Source organism: Pantoea sp. Cy-640, assembly GCF_011752635.1.
Taxonomy (GTDB): Bacteria; Pseudomonadota; Gammaproteobacteria; order Enterobacterales; family Enterobacteriaceae; genus Pantoea; species Pantoea dispersa.
Genome location: NZ_VWXB01000004.1, coordinates 429,953 through 445,713, shown reverse-complemented (window position 1 = coordinate 445,713; position 15,761 = coordinate 429,953). Strand labels below are relative to the sequence as shown.

The 15,761-nt window shown below is 61.6% G+C and carries 12 protein-coding genes; 6 read left to right on the top strand and 6 right to left on the bottom strand.

The window, feature by feature from the left end:
- The first annotated feature begins 81 nt into the window (after positions 1–81).
- Positions 82–1,362: a glutamate-1-semialdehyde 2,1-aminomutase gene (gene hemL, locus F3J36_RS13515; protein WP_021507502.1), complete on the top strand. Its 1,281-nt coding sequence runs from the start codon at positions 82–84 to the stop codon at positions 1,360–1,362.
- A 35-nt stretch (positions 1,363–1,397) separates the two neighbouring features.
- Here hemL and fhuB read toward each other — a convergent pair whose 3' ends face one another.
- From fhuB to fhuA, 4 genes are read right to left on the bottom strand one after another with little or no spacing between them, the layout of a single operon-like run.
- A complete protein-coding gene (fhuB, locus tag F3J36_RS13510; protein WP_166719870.1) occupies positions 1,398–3,374 on the bottom strand; it encodes a Fe(3+)-hydroxamate ABC transporter permease FhuB in 1,977 nt (658 codons plus the stop codon).
- Positions 3,374–4,252 carry a Fe(3+)-hydroxamate ABC transporter substrate-binding protein FhuD gene (fhuD, locus tag F3J36_RS13505; protein WP_127833697.1) on the bottom strand — a complete coding sequence of 293 codons (879 nt, stop codon included), beginning with the start codon at positions 4,250–4,252 and terminating at the stop codon, positions 3,374–3,376. Before fhuD ends, fhuB begins: the two co-directional genes overlap by 1 nt.
- 9 nt (positions 4,253–4,261) lie before the next feature.
- Positions 4,262–5,056 (bottom strand): Fe3+-hydroxamate ABC transporter ATP-binding protein FhuC, encoded by a 795-nt coding sequence (gene fhuC, locus F3J36_RS13500; RefSeq protein WP_021507505.1) that lies wholly within the window; start codon positions 5,054–5,056, stop codon positions 4,262–4,264.
- 44 nt (positions 5,057–5,100) lie between these two features.
- Positions 5,101–7,308 (bottom strand): ferrichrome porin FhuA, encoded by a 2,208-nt coding sequence (gene fhuA / locus F3J36_RS13495; RefSeq protein ID WP_058759519.1) that lies wholly within the window; start codon positions 7,306–7,308, stop codon positions 5,101–5,103.
- A gap of 102 nt (positions 7,309–7,410) precedes the next feature.
- Here fhuA and F3J36_RS13490 point away from each other — a divergent pair, with 102 nt between their 5' ends.
- Positions 7,411–7,581, top strand: coding sequence for a hypothetical protein (locus F3J36_RS13490; RefSeq protein WP_166719869.1), 171 nt, complete (start codon positions 7,411–7,413; stop codon positions 7,579–7,581).
- A 55-nt stretch (positions 7,582–7,636) separates the two neighbouring features.
- On the opposite strand, the gene mrcB is transcribed toward F3J36_RS13490, so the two are convergent.
- Both mrcB and hrpB read right to left on the bottom strand, forming a co-directional pair.
- Positions 7,637–10,159: a bifunctional glycosyl transferase/transpeptidase gene (gene mrcB, locus F3J36_RS13485; RefSeq protein WP_166719868.1), complete on the bottom strand. Its 2,523-nt coding sequence runs from the start codon at positions 10,157–10,159 to the stop codon at positions 7,637–7,639.
- A 98-nt stretch (positions 10,160–10,257) separates the two neighbouring features.
- Positions 10,258–12,735, bottom strand: coding sequence for an ATP-dependent helicase HrpB (hrpB, locus tag F3J36_RS13480; protein WP_166719867.1), 2,478 nt, complete (start codon positions 12,733–12,735; stop codon positions 10,258–10,260).
- Positions 12,736–12,770: 35 nt separating this feature from the next.
- On the opposite strand from hrpB, the gene thpR reads away from it, so the two are divergent.
- From thpR to gluQRS, 4 genes are all read left to right on the top strand, one after another.
- Complete coding sequence (gene thpR, locus F3J36_RS13475) at positions 12,771–13,310, top strand: RNA 2',3'-cyclic phosphodiesterase (RefSeq protein ID WP_058770594.1); 540 nt, start codon at positions 12,771–12,773, stop codon at positions 13,308–13,310.
- The gene (sfsA, locus tag F3J36_RS13470) at positions 13,311–14,027 is read left to right on the top strand and encodes a DNA/RNA nuclease SfsA (RefSeq protein WP_166719866.1); all 717 of its coding nucleotides are present in this window, start codon (positions 13,311–13,313) and stop codon (positions 14,025–14,027) included. It begins immediately after the preceding gene.
- Positions 14,028–14,266: 239 nt separating this feature from the next.
- A complete protein-coding gene (gene dksA / locus F3J36_RS13465) occupies positions 14,267–14,722 on the top strand; it encodes an RNA polymerase-binding protein DksA (protein WP_021507512.1) in 456 nt (151 codons plus the stop codon).
- 70 nt (positions 14,723–14,792) lie between these two features.
- Entirely contained in the window at positions 14,793–15,728 is a 936-nt protein-coding gene (gene gluQRS / locus F3J36_RS13460; RefSeq protein WP_371742018.1) for a tRNA glutamyl-Q(34) synthetase GluQRS, read from the top strand.
- The last annotated feature ends 33 nt before the right edge of the window (positions 15,729–15,761 follow it).

The following is a 15,761-nucleotide window of genomic DNA, read 5'->3' as shown; positions in this document are numbered from 1 at the left end:
AAGCGGCCGCGCGCCTTTCTTCACCGGCCGCTCTTCCGTAGAATGGCGCCAGATTTTTTCCAGAACAGCAGGAGCCGAACCATGAGTAAGTCAGAAAACCTGTATGCCGAAGCACAACGCCTGATCCCGGGCGGCGTGAACTCCCCGGTGCGTGCCTTTACCGGCGTGGGCGGCGTGCCGCTGTTCATCGAACGCGCCGACGGTGCCTATCTGTATGATGCCGATGGCAAAGCCTATATCGATTACGTCGGCTCCTGGGGGCCGATGGTGCTGGGCCACAATAACGCCACCATTCGCAATGCGGTGATCGAAGCCGCCGCGCGCGGCCTGAGTTTTGGCGCGCCGACCGAGATGGAAGTGAAGATGGCCGAGCTGGTATGCGAGCTGGTGCCAAGCATGGATATGGTGCGGATGGTTAACTCCGGCACAGAAGCCACCATGAGCGCCATCCGCCTGGCGCGCGGTTTCACCCAGCGTGACAAAATCATCAAATTTGAGGGCTGCTACCACGGCCACGCTGACTGCCTGCTGGTGAAAGCCGGTTCCGGTGCGCTGACGCTCGGCCAGCCCAACTCGCCGGGCGTGCCGGCGGATTTCGCCCGCCACACGCTGACCTGCACCTACAACGATCTCGACTCGGTGCGCGCGGCGTTTGAGCAGTATCCGCAAGAGATCGCCTGTATTATCGTCGAACCGGTGGCAGGCAACATGAACTGCATCCCGCCACAGCCGGAATTCCTGCCGGGCCTGCGTGCGCTGTGCGATGAGTTTGGCGCGCTGCTGATTATCGATGAAGTGATGACCGGCTTCCGCGTGGCGCTGGGCGGTGCCCAGGCGTATTACGACGTCACGCCAGATCTGACCTGCCTCGGCAAGATCATCGGCGGCGGTATGCCGGTTGGTGCCTTTGGCGGCCGCCGCGAAGTGATGGCCGCGCTGGCTCCCACTGGCCCGGTGTATCAGGCGGGCACGCTGTCCGGCAATCCGATTGCCATGGCCGCCGGTTTTGCCTGCCTGTCGCAGATTGCGCAGCCAGGCACCCATGCGACCTTAACCGCACTCACCGACCAGCTGTGTGCTGGCCTGCTGGCGGCGGCAGAGGCGGAAAATATCCCGCTGGTGGTGAACCACGTCGGTGGCATGTTCGGTATTTTCTTCACCGACGCCGACAGCGTGACCTGCTACGCCGACGTGACGAAGTGCGATGTGGAGCGTTTTAAGCGTTTCTTCCATCTGATGCTGCAGGAAGGTGTTTACCTCGCGCCATCGGCCTATGAGGCCGGCTTTATGTCACTGGCGCACAGCCAGGAAGATATTCAGCGCACCGTCGATGCCGCCCGCCGCTGCTTCGCGCAGCTGTAAACCTGCCGGGGCGCCATTCATAGCGCCCCGCTTCACTAAGCGCGCCTTAGCAGCCAGATAAAATACGGCGCGCCGAAGAAGGTCGCCATCAGGCCCGCCGGGATTTGATCCGGGAAGGCCAGCATGCGGCCGCACCAGTCGGCGAACACCAGCAGGCACCCGCCGAGCAGGCCAGCCATCAGCAATTGCGGCAGCGCGCGACGGAAGCCGAGCATGCGCACAATATGTGGTGCCATCAGGCCAATAAAACTCAGCGGACCGATAGTGAGCGTCGCGGTGGCGGTCAGCGCAGCCGCCAGCAACAGCAGGCTGAAGCGCGATCGGTTCAGCGCCATGCCGGCTGAGCGCGCCGTGGCACTGCCGAGCGGCAGCAGCGTCAGCCAGCGGCTGGCCAGCGGTGCCAGCGCCACCAGTATCATGCCCACGACAGCACTCTGCAGCGCCTGCGTCATTGAGATGTTATACGTCGAACCGGAAATCCAGCTCAGCAGCCCGGCCATGCGCGGATCGCCGCTCGCCAGCAACACCATCAGTAACGTGACGAACGCACTGTTCAGCGCCATTCCGGCCAGCAGCATGCGTTCCGGTGCAAAACCGCCGCGGCTGGCCACCAGCATAATCACCAGCAGCGTCAGCGCGGCACCCAGCACGCCCGCAGGCAGCAGCCAGGCGACCGCGTTGCCGGGCACAAAGAACAGCATAACCACCACCCCGCAGGCCGCCCCGGAGCTGATGCCCAGCACTTCCGGACTGGCCATCGGATTACCGGTCAGGCGCTGAATCAGCACCCCGGCGACGCCCAGCATCGTGCCGACCACCAGCGCCGCCAGCACGCGCGGCACGCGCCACGGCAGCAGCTGTTGCAGCATGTCGCCGCTGACCCACGTCCAGCCGTGTGCGTCGCGCCCAAACGCGATGCCCGCCAGACTGCACAGCGCCAGAATCATCACGCCCGCCAGGCACCAGCGCAGCACGGCCTGTCGCTCCTGCGGCACTGTGTCGCCGGCATTCATCGCCGGCGGCAGCGAGCCCGTACGCAGACGCGGCAGCAGCCACAGCAGAATCGGCACGCCAATCAGCGCGGTAGCCGTCCCGGTTGACACTTCACGCCAGTGCGCGGTCAGCCACAGCACGCACTGATCGGCCAGCCACAGCAGCAGTGCGCCAATCAGCGGCGCCAGCAGCAAGCGGCTCAGCAGACGACGCGCCCCCAGCATCTTCGCCAGCAGCGGCGCGAACAGCCCGATAAAGCCGATGATGCCGGCGACGTTAACCAGCTGCGCACTGAGCAGGATCGCCAGCGCCAGCGCGGCAATGCGCGCCGCCGACAGCGCCAGACCAAGGTTTTTCGCCACGCCATCATCCAGCCCCATCAACGTCAGCGGACGCAACAGCGCCAGTGCCAGTGCGAACGCCAGCAGCAGGCGCGGCCACAGCAGCGCCACGTTGTGGCCGTCGAGCTGGTTCAGCGCGCCGGTGCTCCACAGAAACATGTTTTGCAGCTGATCGTGATTGAAGATGGCAAAGATTTGATTAACCGCGCCGGCATACAGGCTCAGTACCAGACCGGCGAGGATCAGCGTCACCGGCGACAGACGCTTGCCCCAGGCGATGCCAAACACCAGCACGCCGACCAGCACCGCCCCGCCCATCGCGGCAAACTGCTGCGTCAGCTCCCCGCCCGGCAGCTGCCACAGAGTGGCGACGGTCAGGCCAAGCTGCGCGCCGGAAGAGACGCCCAGCGTGGTCGGCTCCGCCAGCGGATTGCGCAGCACCTGCTGAAACAGCAGGCCCGCAAGGCCAAGTCCGGCCCCGACCAGCAGCGCCAGCGCCAGCCGCGACAGCAGGCTGTAGTGGAACACCACCTGACGGATGTTATCGATATCCGGCGCGAACATCGCCTGCTGCCACTGCGCCAATGGCAGCGCCTGGCGCAGGTTGATAAACGTGAGCGCCAGCGCCAGTAAACTGAGCACGCTGAGCAGCGCGACGGGAAACAGACGGTTGCGCATCAGTGCGACTCCAGCGCGCGTTCCAGCACGCGAATAAATTTGATGGCTGAGTAAGTGGCGCCGTAGTACCACACCGCCGGCACGCGCCGGAAACGGCCGGAACGGACAAACGGCAGCGCCTGCCACAGTGCGCTTTGCGTCACCTGCTGCATATCGCGTTCGTTATCGTGATCGAAGCAGATCACCTCAACGTCACCGACCTCCGCCAGCCGCTCCAGCCCGACCACCGCACTGCCCCAGAAGTTGGTTTCGCCCTGCCAGGCATTGCGCAGGCCAAGCTGCTCCATCACTTCGAGGAACAGGCTGCCTTTACCGAAGGTAATGGCGTGACGCGGATCCATCAGCGACATCAGCAGCAGCGGACGCTGCGCCCACGGACGTAACCGCTCACGCGCGGCCGCCACTTCACCATCCACCCAGTGCAAATGGGCCTGTGCCTGCGCTTCAAGGCCAAGCCGGGCAGCCAGCGCATGCAGCGATGTGCGCGCGGTGGTGAACGGTTTGCCATCGCCGCTGTTGAGGTCAAAGCCCATCGTCGGCGCAATGCGCTCCAGCTTGTCGACCGCCGGGCCGTAACCGTTGGAGTGCAGGATCAGCGACGGTGCCAGCTGGGTCATCAGTTCCAGATTGGGTTCGGTGCGTAAGCCGAGATCGAGGGTGCCGGCCGGCAAGACCGGGTCACCCACCCAGATGGCGTAGTTGTGCAGATCGGCCACGCCGAGCGGGGCGACGCCGAGCGCCATCAGCAGCTCCACCGGCAGCCACTCCAGCGCCAGGATGCGCTGGCTGTCCGGCGGCGCGGCGCGCAGCGGTGCAAGGTTCATCAGCGGTGAGAGCGCCAGCGCGGTCAGCAGACGGCGACGGGAAATGTCGAACATCACAAGGCCTCAGTAGACAAAGCTGACGGGCGCGCCGCCCTGCGGATGCGGCAGAATGCCCATCGGAATGCCATAAATATCACCCAGCACCCCGGCCTGCATAATCGCTTCCGGTCCGCCTTGCGCGATCACTTCGCCCGCGCGCAGCGCCACCAGCTGGTCACAGTAGCGAGCCGCCATGTTGAGATCGTGCAGTACCGCTATCACCGTCAGGCCGCGTTCGTGGCTGAGGCGCTGAATCAGCGCCAGCACATCCACCTGATGGGCGATATCCAGCGCAGATGTGGGTTCGTCCAGCAGCAGGCAGCGGCTGTTCTGCGCCACCAGCATCGCCAGCCACGCGCGCTGACGCTCGCCGCCGGACAGGCTGTCCACCAGCCGCCCGGCGAAGGGTTTCAGTCCAACCAGCGCAATCGCCTCGTCTACCCGATCGCGATCTTCCTGGCCGTAGCGCCCCAGCGCACCGTGCCACGGATAGCGCCCAATCGCCACCAGCTCGCGTACCGTCATGCCCTCTGCCGCGGGCAGCTGCTGCGGCAGATAGGCTACCTGACGTGCAAAAGCTTTACTGCTCCAGGTATCAACCGCTTCACCGTTGAGCATCACGCGCCCTTCGCTGGCGGCATGGTGACGGCCGAGCATCTTCAGCAGCGTGGATTTACCGGAACCGTTATGCCCGATCAGCGCGGTGACTTTGCCCGGGGCGAAAGTCAGCGACAGCGGATGCAGCAGCGTGCGGCCGGGTACACGGAAGCTGACGTTTTCCAGTGAAAAGGTGGTTTCTGCGTGGTGCGGATGCTGCATGATAATCCCTGGTTAACGGGCGCCGCAGCGCCCTGTGTTCAGTATCAGAAGCGGAAGGTGGCGGTACCGACGATCTGGCGCTCTGCGCCCCAGTAGCAGGCGTAGTCGCGGTAGCAGCTGGCAACGTATTCGCGATCGAACAGGTTGTTGATGTTGACGCCGACGGTTGAGCCCGGCAAGCCGAAGCGGCCCAGATCGTACTTCAGTGCGGCATCTACAGTGGTGTACGCGGCGACGTCAAAGTTCTGGTTGGCATTTGCGCCGCTGGCGTACAGACCTTTGCTTTCACCCACGTAGCGCACCCCGGCACCCACGGTGAAGCCCGACAGGGCGGTTTCGTGGAAGGTGTAATCACCCCACAGCGAAGCCATATGCTTCGGCACCTGCACCGGCGTACGGCCTTTCAGCAAGGTGTCTTCGGTGTATTCCGCATCGGTATAAGAGTAAGCCGCCGTCAGGTTAATGTTGGCGTTAAGCGCCGCTTTGGCTTCCAGCTCGACGCCGCGTGAGCGGATTTCACCGCTTTGCACGCTGGCAAACTGATGGCTTGCATCGGGATCGGCCGTCAGGTTCTTCGTTTTGGTCAGCTGATAGACCGCCGCCGTCATGACAATCGGACGATCTTTGGGAACATATTTTACGCCCGCTTCATATTGTTTAGCGCGTGACGGATCAAACGCTTCGCCGCCCCATGTTGCGCCAGCATTAGGAATAAACGCTTCGCTGTAACTGAAATAAGGTGCAATGCCATTATCGAACACATAGTTAACACCACCACGCCAGGTAAAGGCCTGATCGTTCTGGCGATCAACGCTCTGCGCTACGCGGTCGGTAACGGAATTCATCGCGTAGTCGTAGCGGCCACCGAGCGTCAGTACCCAGCGGTTCCACTCCATTTGATCCTGCGCGTACAGACCGGTCTGGCGTTGCTGGTTCAAACGCTGATAAGGATCGTCATAAGGGGTGTAGCTGTCGTTGCCATATTGCGGATTGAATGGACTCAGGCCGGTAGCGGTGCCGAACTGACCATCAATATCGTTACGGGTGCGCTGAAAATCGACGCCCAGCAGTAACGTATGGGCTAAATCACCGGTTGCGAATTTAGCCTGCGCTTGCGTATCCACGGCAAACTGGTTGAGTTTTTCTTTTGAGAATGCGGCATTGCGGGTAATCAGTTGATTCTCAGGGTTATAACCGAAGCCATAAATACTGCGATAATCGGTCTGCATTTCGGCATAGCGCAGATTCTGGCGCACCGTCCAGGTATCGTTAAAGCTGTGCTCAAAGTTGTAGCCAACCATTTTGGTGTTGCGCGAGATCTTATTGCTGTCTTCGCCTTCATCAAAATTGGTGGGCAGCTTATAGCTGCTGCCGTCCGGCCGGGTGATGCCCACCACGGTGCCTTCACGCGGCAGCCAGCCGTAATAGCCGGTTTCCGGTTCGTTCTGGAAGTAGGTCAGCAGGTCAAAGCGGGTATTGGCATCGGGACGCCAGCTGAACGAAGGCGCAAGGGTATAGCGCTTCTCTTTGTTCATCTCCTGTTGCGCATCGGCGCTGCGCGCCAGGCCGGTCAGGCGATAGCTGTAAACACCGTCATCATCCAGTGAGCCGCCAAAATCGAAGCCGGTGGAGAACAGGTTGTCGGTGCCCATCTGGAACTGGACTTCACGCAGCGTCTCCTGGGTCGGCCGCTTGCTCACCAGTGACACCACACCGCCCGGGTTGCTCTTACCGTACAGCACCGACACCGGACCGCGCAGCAGCTCCGCACGCTCAAGGAAGTAAGGATCGATAGCGAATTCGGAATAGTTGTCACCCTGCAGCTTCAGGCCATCCAGATACTGGTTGGTGTTGGTTTCGCTGAAGCCGCGAATCGACAGCGCATCGATAACGTCCGAGCTGCCGCGGTTACCGGTCAGCACGCCTGGCGTGTAATTGAACGCACCTTTGACGCTGGTCACCGCATGCATTGACATCTCTTCCTGCGTCACCACCGACACCGACTGCGGATTCTTCTCGATTGGCGTATCGGTTTTGGTGCCAGTCGCGCTGTGTTTAGCGGCGATGGTCGGCGACGGTCCCCATGCGCTCTCCTGCGCGACGCCGCTGCCGCCATCCGCCGTCACCACCACGGTATCTTCGGCCAGCGCCTGCATGCTGAGTGTGCCCAGAGTCAGGGAAATCAATAACGCGAGCGGTCGACGGGTGGTCACCGCGCGCAGAGAACAAGGAAAAGTGTTTCGCGCATTCATAGTGGGATCTCATGAAAATAGAACAATGCAGGCGAATGGAAACGAGAATGATTATTAGACGCACGGATTTTAGGCGAAACCCGGCAAGCACCGCAAGATGTAATGCCTGATGGCGGTGAGTTTGCCAGCGGATCGCACAAATCCATGATCGCGGCTAAAAAAATGGCGGGCAAAGAAAAAGGCGCCGCAGCGCCAGAGGGAGTTAAATTCAGCTTTTATGCAAGACTCAGGCTGGAGCGCCGCCATGTATCGGGCACCGCCACGTGGTGGTAAAACGCCGGCACTGCACAGGCTCTGAAGGTATAAAGCCGGTGCAGTGCCGGATGGCTTATTTACTGCCAAACATATCTTTAATCCAGCCCGCGACGCCGTCAGAGTCCTTCTGCTCGCCCTGCGGCTGTTGCTGTTGCTGCTGTTGCTGCTCTTGCTGTTGCTGCTGCTGAATCTGCTGCTGTTGCTGCTGGCACAGCGCGTTCGGATCCAGCGCCCACACCGGCAGCGAACGCCAGGTGCTGCTGCCGCTGCCGCAGACAAAGTTACCGGCCGAATCGATATTCATCTGAGTGATATTTTCCGGTGGCGTCAGGACCAGTGGCATCGGCGCCTGGTTGTCGAGGTAGCGACGATAGATCTGCATCGCACCGCTGGCACCGTACAGCTTCGAGGTCTGGTTATTGTCGCGGCCAACCCAGGTGATCGCCACTTCTTTGCCGTCGATACCGGCAAACCAGCTGTCGATCAGGTCATTGGTGGTACCGGTTTTCGCCGCCAGATGCGCACCCGGGAAGCGTGCGCCCAGCGCCCGCGCCGTACCGTGATCGGCCACCTGCTGCATGGTATACAGCGTCAGATACGCCGCCTGCGCCGGCTCAACGCGCTGCGCCTGCGGGAAGCTCTGATACAGCACCGTGCCATCTTCCGCGATCACCGAGCGCACCGCCGACAGCGCAGCGCGGTTACCGCCGCTGGCAATTGACTGGAACGCCTGCGCCACTTCAATCGGCGTCAGGTTAAGCGCCCCCAGCAGCATGGCCGGTACCGGATGCAGCTGATCTTTTGGCACGCCCAGTTTGGTCCAGGTATCCACTACCGCATCGAGTCCCAGCGTCATACCGAGGTTAACGGTTGGCACGTTCATCGAGTTAGTCAGCGCATCCACCAGCATCACTTTACCGCTGAAGCGACGATCGTCGTTCATCGGCTTCCACACCGAGCCGTTTGGCTGTTTCAGCGCGATCGGCTCGTCGGCGATCCAGCTGTTCAGGCGATAGCTGTTTGGCTGGCTGAGGGCGGTCAGATAGGTCGCCGGTTTTGCCAGTGAGCCAATCGAGCGACGCGCCTGTAGCGCGCGGTTATAGCCGGCAAACTGTGGATCGGCACCGCCGACCATGGCGCGCACTTCACCACTGAAGCGGTCGACCACCACCATCGCGGTTTCCAGATCTTTCAGCCCGCGCTGTTTCTTCAGCGTGGGAATGCCGTCTTCAACCGCTTTTTCTGCCGCATCCTGCGAAATCGGATCGAGCGTGGTGAAGATCTTCACGCCGGAGAGGTCTTTGACCTTATCGCCCAGCTTCGCCTGCAGCTCATTACGCACCATCTGCATAAATGCCGGCTGCGGCGTGATCACCCCACCTTTCGGCTGAACGCCAAGCGGCCGCGCCGACAGCATGTCGTACAGCTCCTGGTCGATCACTTTCTGCTGTTGCAGCAGACGCAGCACCAGGTTACGACGCTCCAGCGCCAGCTGCGGATTACGCCACGGATTGTACAGCGACGCACCTTTGACCATGCCGACCAGCATCGCCTGCTGATCAAGGCTCAGTTCGTCCACCGGGCGGCCAAAGTAGTACAGGCTGGCCAGCGGGAAACCGCGGATTTGGTCGTTGCCCGCCTGGCCGAGATACACCTCGTTCAGGTAGAGCTCAAGAATGCGATCTTTGCTGTAGCGCGCATCCATGATCACCGCCATATAGGCTTCACGCGCTTTACGCCACAGCGAGCGTTCGTTGGTGAGGAACAGGTTTTTCACCAGCTGCTGCGTCAGCGTGCTGCCGCCCTGCACCGCTTTACCGGCGGTGATATTGGCGAGGAAGGCGCGACCAATCGAGTACGGGCTGATGCCGTCATGCTCGTAGAAGTGGCGGTCTTCGGTGGCGATCAGTGTATCGACCAGCAGATCCGGGAACCCGGCGCGCGGCACAAACAGACGCTGCTCGCCGTTTGGCGACTGCAACATGGTGATCAGCCGCGGATCGAGGCGGAAGAAGCCAAAGTCGCGTCCGGTATCGAGGTTTTTAATCTCGCTCAGCTCGTTGTTGCTGAAGGTGAGACGCGCGTTAATCTGGCCCTCTTTGCTGTCCGGAAAATCAAACGGACGGCGCAGCAGGTCGATGGTGTTGCCTTTCACGCTGAACTCACCCGGACGGGTAATGCGCGACACTTCGCGATACTGCGTGCCTTCCAGCAGCGCAATCATCTCTTTCTTGTCGTAAGCCATGCCCGGTTCGAGGCTGACCATGCGCCCGTACACGGCCGCTGGCAGCTGCCACACTTTACCGTCAATGCGGCTGCGGATTTCCGAATCGAGATAGACGCCCCAGGCGGCCATCACCACGACAAACACCAGGAAGAGTTTAATCAACCAGCCTAACCAGCGGCGTTTGCCACGCGCGGGTCGTTTTCCTTTACCTTTGGGTGGCACCGGCGCACTCTCCTCATCATCTTCGTCAAAATCGTCCTGATCGATATCATCTTCAGGCTCCCTGCGGCGACCCCGGCGCGTAACGTTACGCGGCGGCTTTGGCGCTTTTCCTTTGCGCCCAATAGGTTCGCGATCGTTCCCAGACATGCTTTGTTTTCTCCAGGCATAGCTACGGCAGCGCCGCTACTCTAACTGCTTTCTCGTGCCGCGCATGGCAGAACCCTCTGAATTCGATCCACTGCGGGCTACGAGGAATATTTTTTGGTGCGCCTCGTCGGCAAGGCGCTGGCCGGATCGTCCGGCCACGGATGTTTGGGATAGCGCCCTTTCATCTCTTTCTGCACTTCAGGATACGCACCGCGCCAGAACGCCGCGAGGTCACGGGTGATCTGCAGCGGACGGTGCGCCGGCGAAAGCAGCTCCAGCACTAGCGGAACGCGCCCATCGGCAACCGCCGGGTTCTGCGCCTCGCCAAACATCTCCTGCATACGCACCGCCAGCGCGGGGGGCTTTTCCGCGTCGTAGCGAATCGGCAGGCGACTTCCGGTCGGCACAGTGTAATGAGTTGGCAGCACAGTATCCAGCCGCTGCCGCTGTGACCATGTCAGCAAATGTAATAAAGCGCTGACAAGATTAACGCTCTGCAGCCCTTTTAAATCGCGTACTTTGCCCATCTCCGGCAGCAGCCAGTGCTCCAGCGAGGCCAGCAGCGTGTCATCATCCAGCGTCGGCCACGCCTCTTCCGGCAGCCACTGCGCGGCGCACTGCAGGCGCACACGCAACTGCTCTGCCTCTGGCGTCCAGCCGAGCACCGCCAGCCCTTTTTCGCGGATCCAGCGCAGCATCGCCGCATGCAGGATCTCCGGCTCGGGCCGCGCCTGCGGCTGGGCCCGCAGGATCAGCGCGCCAATCGCTTCCCGCTTCCACACGCGCAGCGTGCCTTTGTCCTCATCCCAGTCCACATCGGTGCGCTGCTCCACCAGTTGCGGGCACTGCTGGCGCAGCGCATCCATCTCTACCGGCAGCGCCAGCAGCATGCGTGCATCGGCGCTGCTGGCCCCCTGCAGCAGGCTCGGGGCAATCAGCCACTCATAGCGGCTCAGGCCGTCGTGCTCATCCAGCATTGCGCCGATACCATTGGCGAGCTGATAGCGCGCGCTGTGACCGCGACGCTGCGCCAGCCGGTCAGCAAACCCGGCGGCCAGCAGCGCCGGGAAGCGATCGGCGTCAACGCGCCCCTGACCTGCATTCAGGCGCTGCTGCCAGTGGCGCGCGCGCCGCAGCCACTGCGGCTGTGGCTGGTTGAGCGCATCGCGCAGATCGACACTGCCGCTGCGCGGCGGATCCTCCAGAATCGCCACCAGCAGCGCCGCGCTGGCGATGGCGTGCACATCATCGCCGGCGGCGCACAGCATCGCCGTGAGACGCGGATCGCTGCCGAGCTGCGCCATTTTACGGCCGCGCGCGCTGAGCCGTCCTTCGCTATCCAGCGCGCCGAGCCACTGCAGCTGTTGACGTGCCGCCTGCAGGCTGCGCGCCGGTGGACTATCCAGCCATTGCAGCTGAGCCGCGTCCTGACAGCCCCACTGCAGTAAATCCAGCTGCAGCGAGGCCAGATCGCTGGTGAGTATCTCCGGCTCACTCTGCGCCGCCGCACGCAGCGCCTGCTCCTGCGGCAGCAGATGCAGACAGATCCCCGGCGCCAGGCGACCGGCGCGGCCAGCGCGCTGCGTCATTGATGCCTGGCTGATGCGCTGGGTCAGCAAACGCGTCACGCCGCTGCGCACGTCAAACTGCGCCGCGCGCTCCAGCGCGCTGTCCACCACCAGGCGGATGCCTTCAATCGTCAGGCTGGTCTCGGCGATATTGGTGGCGAGCACCACTTTACGCCGGCCCGGCGCGGCCGGCAGGATGGCCCGCCGCTGCGCCTCCAGCGACAGCGCACCATATAAAGGAGATAAATCCACCTCATCACTGACGCGCGACGCCAGTTCACGCTTCACCCGTTCAATCTCCGCCACGCCGGGCAGAAACAGCAGCAGCGAACCGGGCTCGTCACGCAGCAGCTGTGCCACCTCGCGCGCCACTGCCTCTTCAAACCGCTGCTGCGGATTGAGCGAAGCGTAACGTCGCATCACCGGAAAGCTGCGCCCCTGTGACGCAATAAACGGCGCGTCGGGCAGTAGCGTGCGTAGCTGCTGATTATCCAGCGTTGCCGACATCAGCAGAATTTTCAGGTCGTCGCGCAATCCCTGCTGCACATCAAGCAGCAGCGCCAGCGCTAAGTCAGCCTGCAGGCTGCGCTCATGGAATTCGTCGAGGATCACCAGCGATACGCCCTCCAGCAGCGGATCGCGTTGCAGCATGCGCGTCAGAATGCCTTCGGTGACTACCAGCAGACGCGTCGCTGCGCTGCTGCAGTTTTCCCCGCGCAGCCGATAGCCTACCGTCCCGCCCGGCTGTTCGCCCAGCTGTTCCGCCAGCCGCTGTGCCACGTTGCGTGCCGCCAGCCGGCGCGGCTCCAGCATGATGATTTGCCCTGGCAGCTGCGCCTGTTGCAGCAGCTGTAGCGGCAGCCAGGTGGATTTCCCGGCGCCGGTCGGGGCCGCCAGCAGCACCTGTGGCGACTGCGCCAGCGCGGCCAGCAATGCAGGCAGTACCTCGCTTACCGGTAACTCACTCACACTCAACTCCCACTCTGCCTGTGCTAAGATGGCGCGCATTGTACACCACCCGGCGCCAATTACCGGAGTTCAGCATGGCCACGCAACGACTGTTTTTTGCCCTCGAATTGCCTGATGCCCTCCAGCAACAGCTGGTGCAATGGCGGGCCGATTGCTTCGCCGCAGACGCGGGTAAACCGGTGGCGGCGGCGAATCTGCACCTGACGCTGGCGTTTCTCGGTGAGGTCAGCACGGAAACGGCGGAGCAGCTGCAGCAGCTGGCGGCACGCATCCGCCAGCCGGGCTTTACGCTGGATCTCGATGACGCCGGTCACTGGCCGCGTCCCGGCGTGGTGTGGCTTGGCTGCCAGCGCGCGCCGCGCGGTTTACTGCAGCTGGCCAACCTGCTGCGCGCCCAGGCCGCGCGCCATGGTTGTGCGCAGAGTACGCAGCCGTTCCATCCGCACATCACCCTGCTGCGCCACGCGGCGCAGGCCGTGGCGCTGCCGCCGCGCGGTTTTCACTGGCGCGTTGAGGTGAGTCATTTCGCGCTGTTTGCGTCCAGTTTCACGCAGGGACGCACGCGCTATCGCCGGCTGGCGCGCTGGCCACTGTTATCTGCCGCAGGAGCATAAATGCAGTTCGATCCGCCGTTACAATCAGCCCGCTTAATCACCCGCTATAAACGTTTTTTAGCCGATGTCATTACGCCGCAAGGTGACACCTTTACCCTGCACTGCGCCAATACCGGCGCGATGACCGGCTGCGCCACGCCAGGCGACACGGTGTGGTACTCCACCTCGGCCAGCGCGACGCGCAAATATCCGCACAGCTGGGAAATAACGCAAACCGCGCAGGGCCACTGGATTTGCGTCAACACCCTGCGCGCCAACCAACTGGTGCGCGAGGCGCTGCTGCGCGACGCAATTCCGGAATTATCCGCTTATAGCTACTGCCAGGCTGAGGTGAAATACGGCACGGAAAAAAGCCGAATTGACTTCCTGTTGCAAGCGGAGGGCAAAGCCAACTGCTATATTGAAGTCAAGTCCGTCACCCTTTTACAAAATGGTAAAGGCTATTTTCCGGATGCGGTGACGGCTCGTGGACAGAAACATCTGCGCGAATTAAGCACTATCGCGGCAGAAGGCCACCGGGCCGTTTTGTTGTTTGCTGTTCTGCACACGGGGATTGAGGACGTTTCCCCGGCGCACCATATCGATGCGCAATACGCAGAACTACTGGTACAGGCGCAGCGCTGCGGTGTGGAAGTGTTGGCGTATCAGGCTCAGATTTCACCGGCAAAAATGTTACTTACCCGGCCGTTAACGGTAACGATTAACGCACAGTTGTAATATTTAACGTTATTTGCTGTGATAAGAATGTTCTGAGCGGTGCGCTAAATACGCTGTTCCTCACAGGCTTGTCAAGGTGCGTTCATGAATAATTGCCAACCTTGATTGCTTCTGCTATTTATAGCGGCCTGTTTTTTTCCCTGATGGGAATCGATATGCCCCGCATGCGTCGGGTTGCAGGCAAAGGCTTTCGCAATCTGAAACAGAACGGGTAGTGCGTGTTATCCAGGAGAAACAACATGCAAGAAGGGCAAAACCGTAAAACATCGTCCCTGAGTATCCTCGCCATCGCTGGGGTGGAGCCGTATCAGGAGAAACCGGGCGAAGAGTATATGAATGACGCCCAGCTGAGCCATTTCCGCAAGATTCTGGAAGCCTGGCGCAACCAACTCAGGGATGAAGTAGACCGTACTGTGTCGCATATGCAGGACGAAGCTGCCAACTTCCCGGATCCGGTTGACCGTGCCGCCCAGGAAGAGGAGTTCAGCCTGGAGCTGCGTAACCGCGATCGTGAGCGCAAACTCATTAAAAAGATTGAGAAAACGCTCAAGAAAGTGGAAGACGACGACTTTGGCTACTGCGAATCCTGTGGGGTCGAAATTGGTATCCGCCGTCTCGAAGCGCGTCCGACCGCCGATCTCTGCATTGACTGCAAAACGCTGGCAGAAATCCGCGAGAAGCAGATGGCAGGCTAATGGCCGTTAACAGACTGTCGCCGCACAGCCGGGAAAACCACTGTTTTCCCGCCGTGCGGTGTACCACAGCATGATGTCCGCCACGCTTCCCTGCATCGGGCGTTTCGCCCCCTCTCCTTCCGGTGATCTTCATTTCGGTTCGCTGATAGCCGCATTAGGCAGCTACCTGAGCGCGCGCGCGCAGCAGGGCCGCTGGTTGGTGCGCATTGAAGATATCGATCCGCCGCGTGAAGTCGCCGGTGCCGCAACGCGCATCCTGCGTCAGCTGACGCATTATGGGCTGCACTGGGACGGCGACGTGCTGTGGCAGTCGCAGCGCCACGAGGCCTATCGCGCGGCGCTGAGCTGGCTGCGCGAACACCGTCAAAGCTACTTCTGTACCTGCCCGCGCAGCCGCATTCAGCAGCTGGGCGGCTTTTACGACGGTCACTGCCGCGATTTACATCTGCCGCCGGAGGGCGCCGCGCTGCGGCTGCGTCAGCATGGGCCTGTATACGGTTTTGACGATCGCCTGCGCGGCCACTTGCAGGCGGAGCCGCGTCTGGCGCAGGAAGACTTTATTATTCACCGTCGTGACGGCCTGTTCGCCTATAACCTTGCGGTGGTGGTCGATGACCATTTTCAGGGCGTGACGGAGATTGTGCGCGGTGCGGATTTGATTGAGCCAACGGTGCGCCAGATTGCGCTGTATCAGCAGTTTGGCTGGCCGGAGCCGGCTTATCTACATCTGCCGCTGGCAATTAACCCGGACGGTAATAAATTGTCGAAGCAGAACCACGCGCCGGCCTTACCGGACGGCGATCCGCGACCGGTGCTGGTGCAGGCGCTGAGCTTCCTGGGGCAGTCGGTTTTGCCAGGCTGGCAGGACCATGGGCTGGAGGCGCTGCTGGACCATGCCGTTACACACTGGGATAGCGCATCGATTCCGCGGCATGATGCGCAACAACCGGATGAGTCGACAACGCCATTCCTAAATGGTTCGCAACAGGCTATGATTAGCCGCTGATTTTATTCACACCCATTTTCTCACTGTCGAGGT

Coding starts and splice junctions, on each gene's coding strand:
- hemL (WP_021507502.1), top strand. CDS start 82: ATGAGTAAGTCAGAAAACCTGTATGCCGAAGCACAACGCCTGATCCCG.
- fhuB (WP_166719870.1), bottom strand. CDS start 3,374: ATGCGCAACCGTCTGTTTCCCGTCGCGCTGCTCAGCGTGCTCAGTTTA.
- fhuD (WP_127833697.1), bottom strand. CDS start 4,252: ATGTTCGACATTTCCCGTCGCCGTCTGCTGACCGCGCTGGCGCTCTCA.
- fhuC (WP_021507505.1), bottom strand. CDS start 5,056: ATGCAGCATCCGCACCACGCAGAAACCACCTTTTCACTGGAAAACGTC.
- fhuA (WP_058759519.1), bottom strand. CDS start 7,308: ATGAATGCGCGAAACACTTTTCCTTGTTCTCTGCGCGCGGTGACCACC.
- F3J36_RS13490 (WP_166719869.1), top strand. CDS start 7,411: ATGCCTGATGGCGGTGAGTTTGCCAGCGGATCGCACAAATCCATGATC.
- mrcB (WP_166719868.1), bottom strand. CDS start 10,159: ATGTCTGGGAACGATCGCGAACCTATTGGGCGCAAAGGAAAAGCGCCA.
- hrpB (WP_166719867.1), bottom strand. CDS start 12,735: ATGCGCGCCATCTTAGCACAGGCAGAGTGGGAGTTGAGTGTGAGTGAG.
- thpR (WP_058770594.1), top strand. CDS start 12,771: ATGGCCACGCAACGACTGTTTTTTGCCCTCGAATTGCCTGATGCCCTC.
- sfsA (WP_166719866.1), top strand. CDS start 13,311: ATGCAGTTCGATCCGCCGTTACAATCAGCCCGCTTAATCACCCGCTAT.
- dksA (WP_021507512.1), top strand. CDS start 14,267: ATGCAAGAAGGGCAAAACCGTAAAACATCGTCCCTGAGTATCCTCGCC.
- gluQRS (WP_371742018.1), top strand. CDS start 14,793: ATGATGTCCGCCACGCTTCCCTGCATCGGGCGTTTCGCCCCCTCTCCT.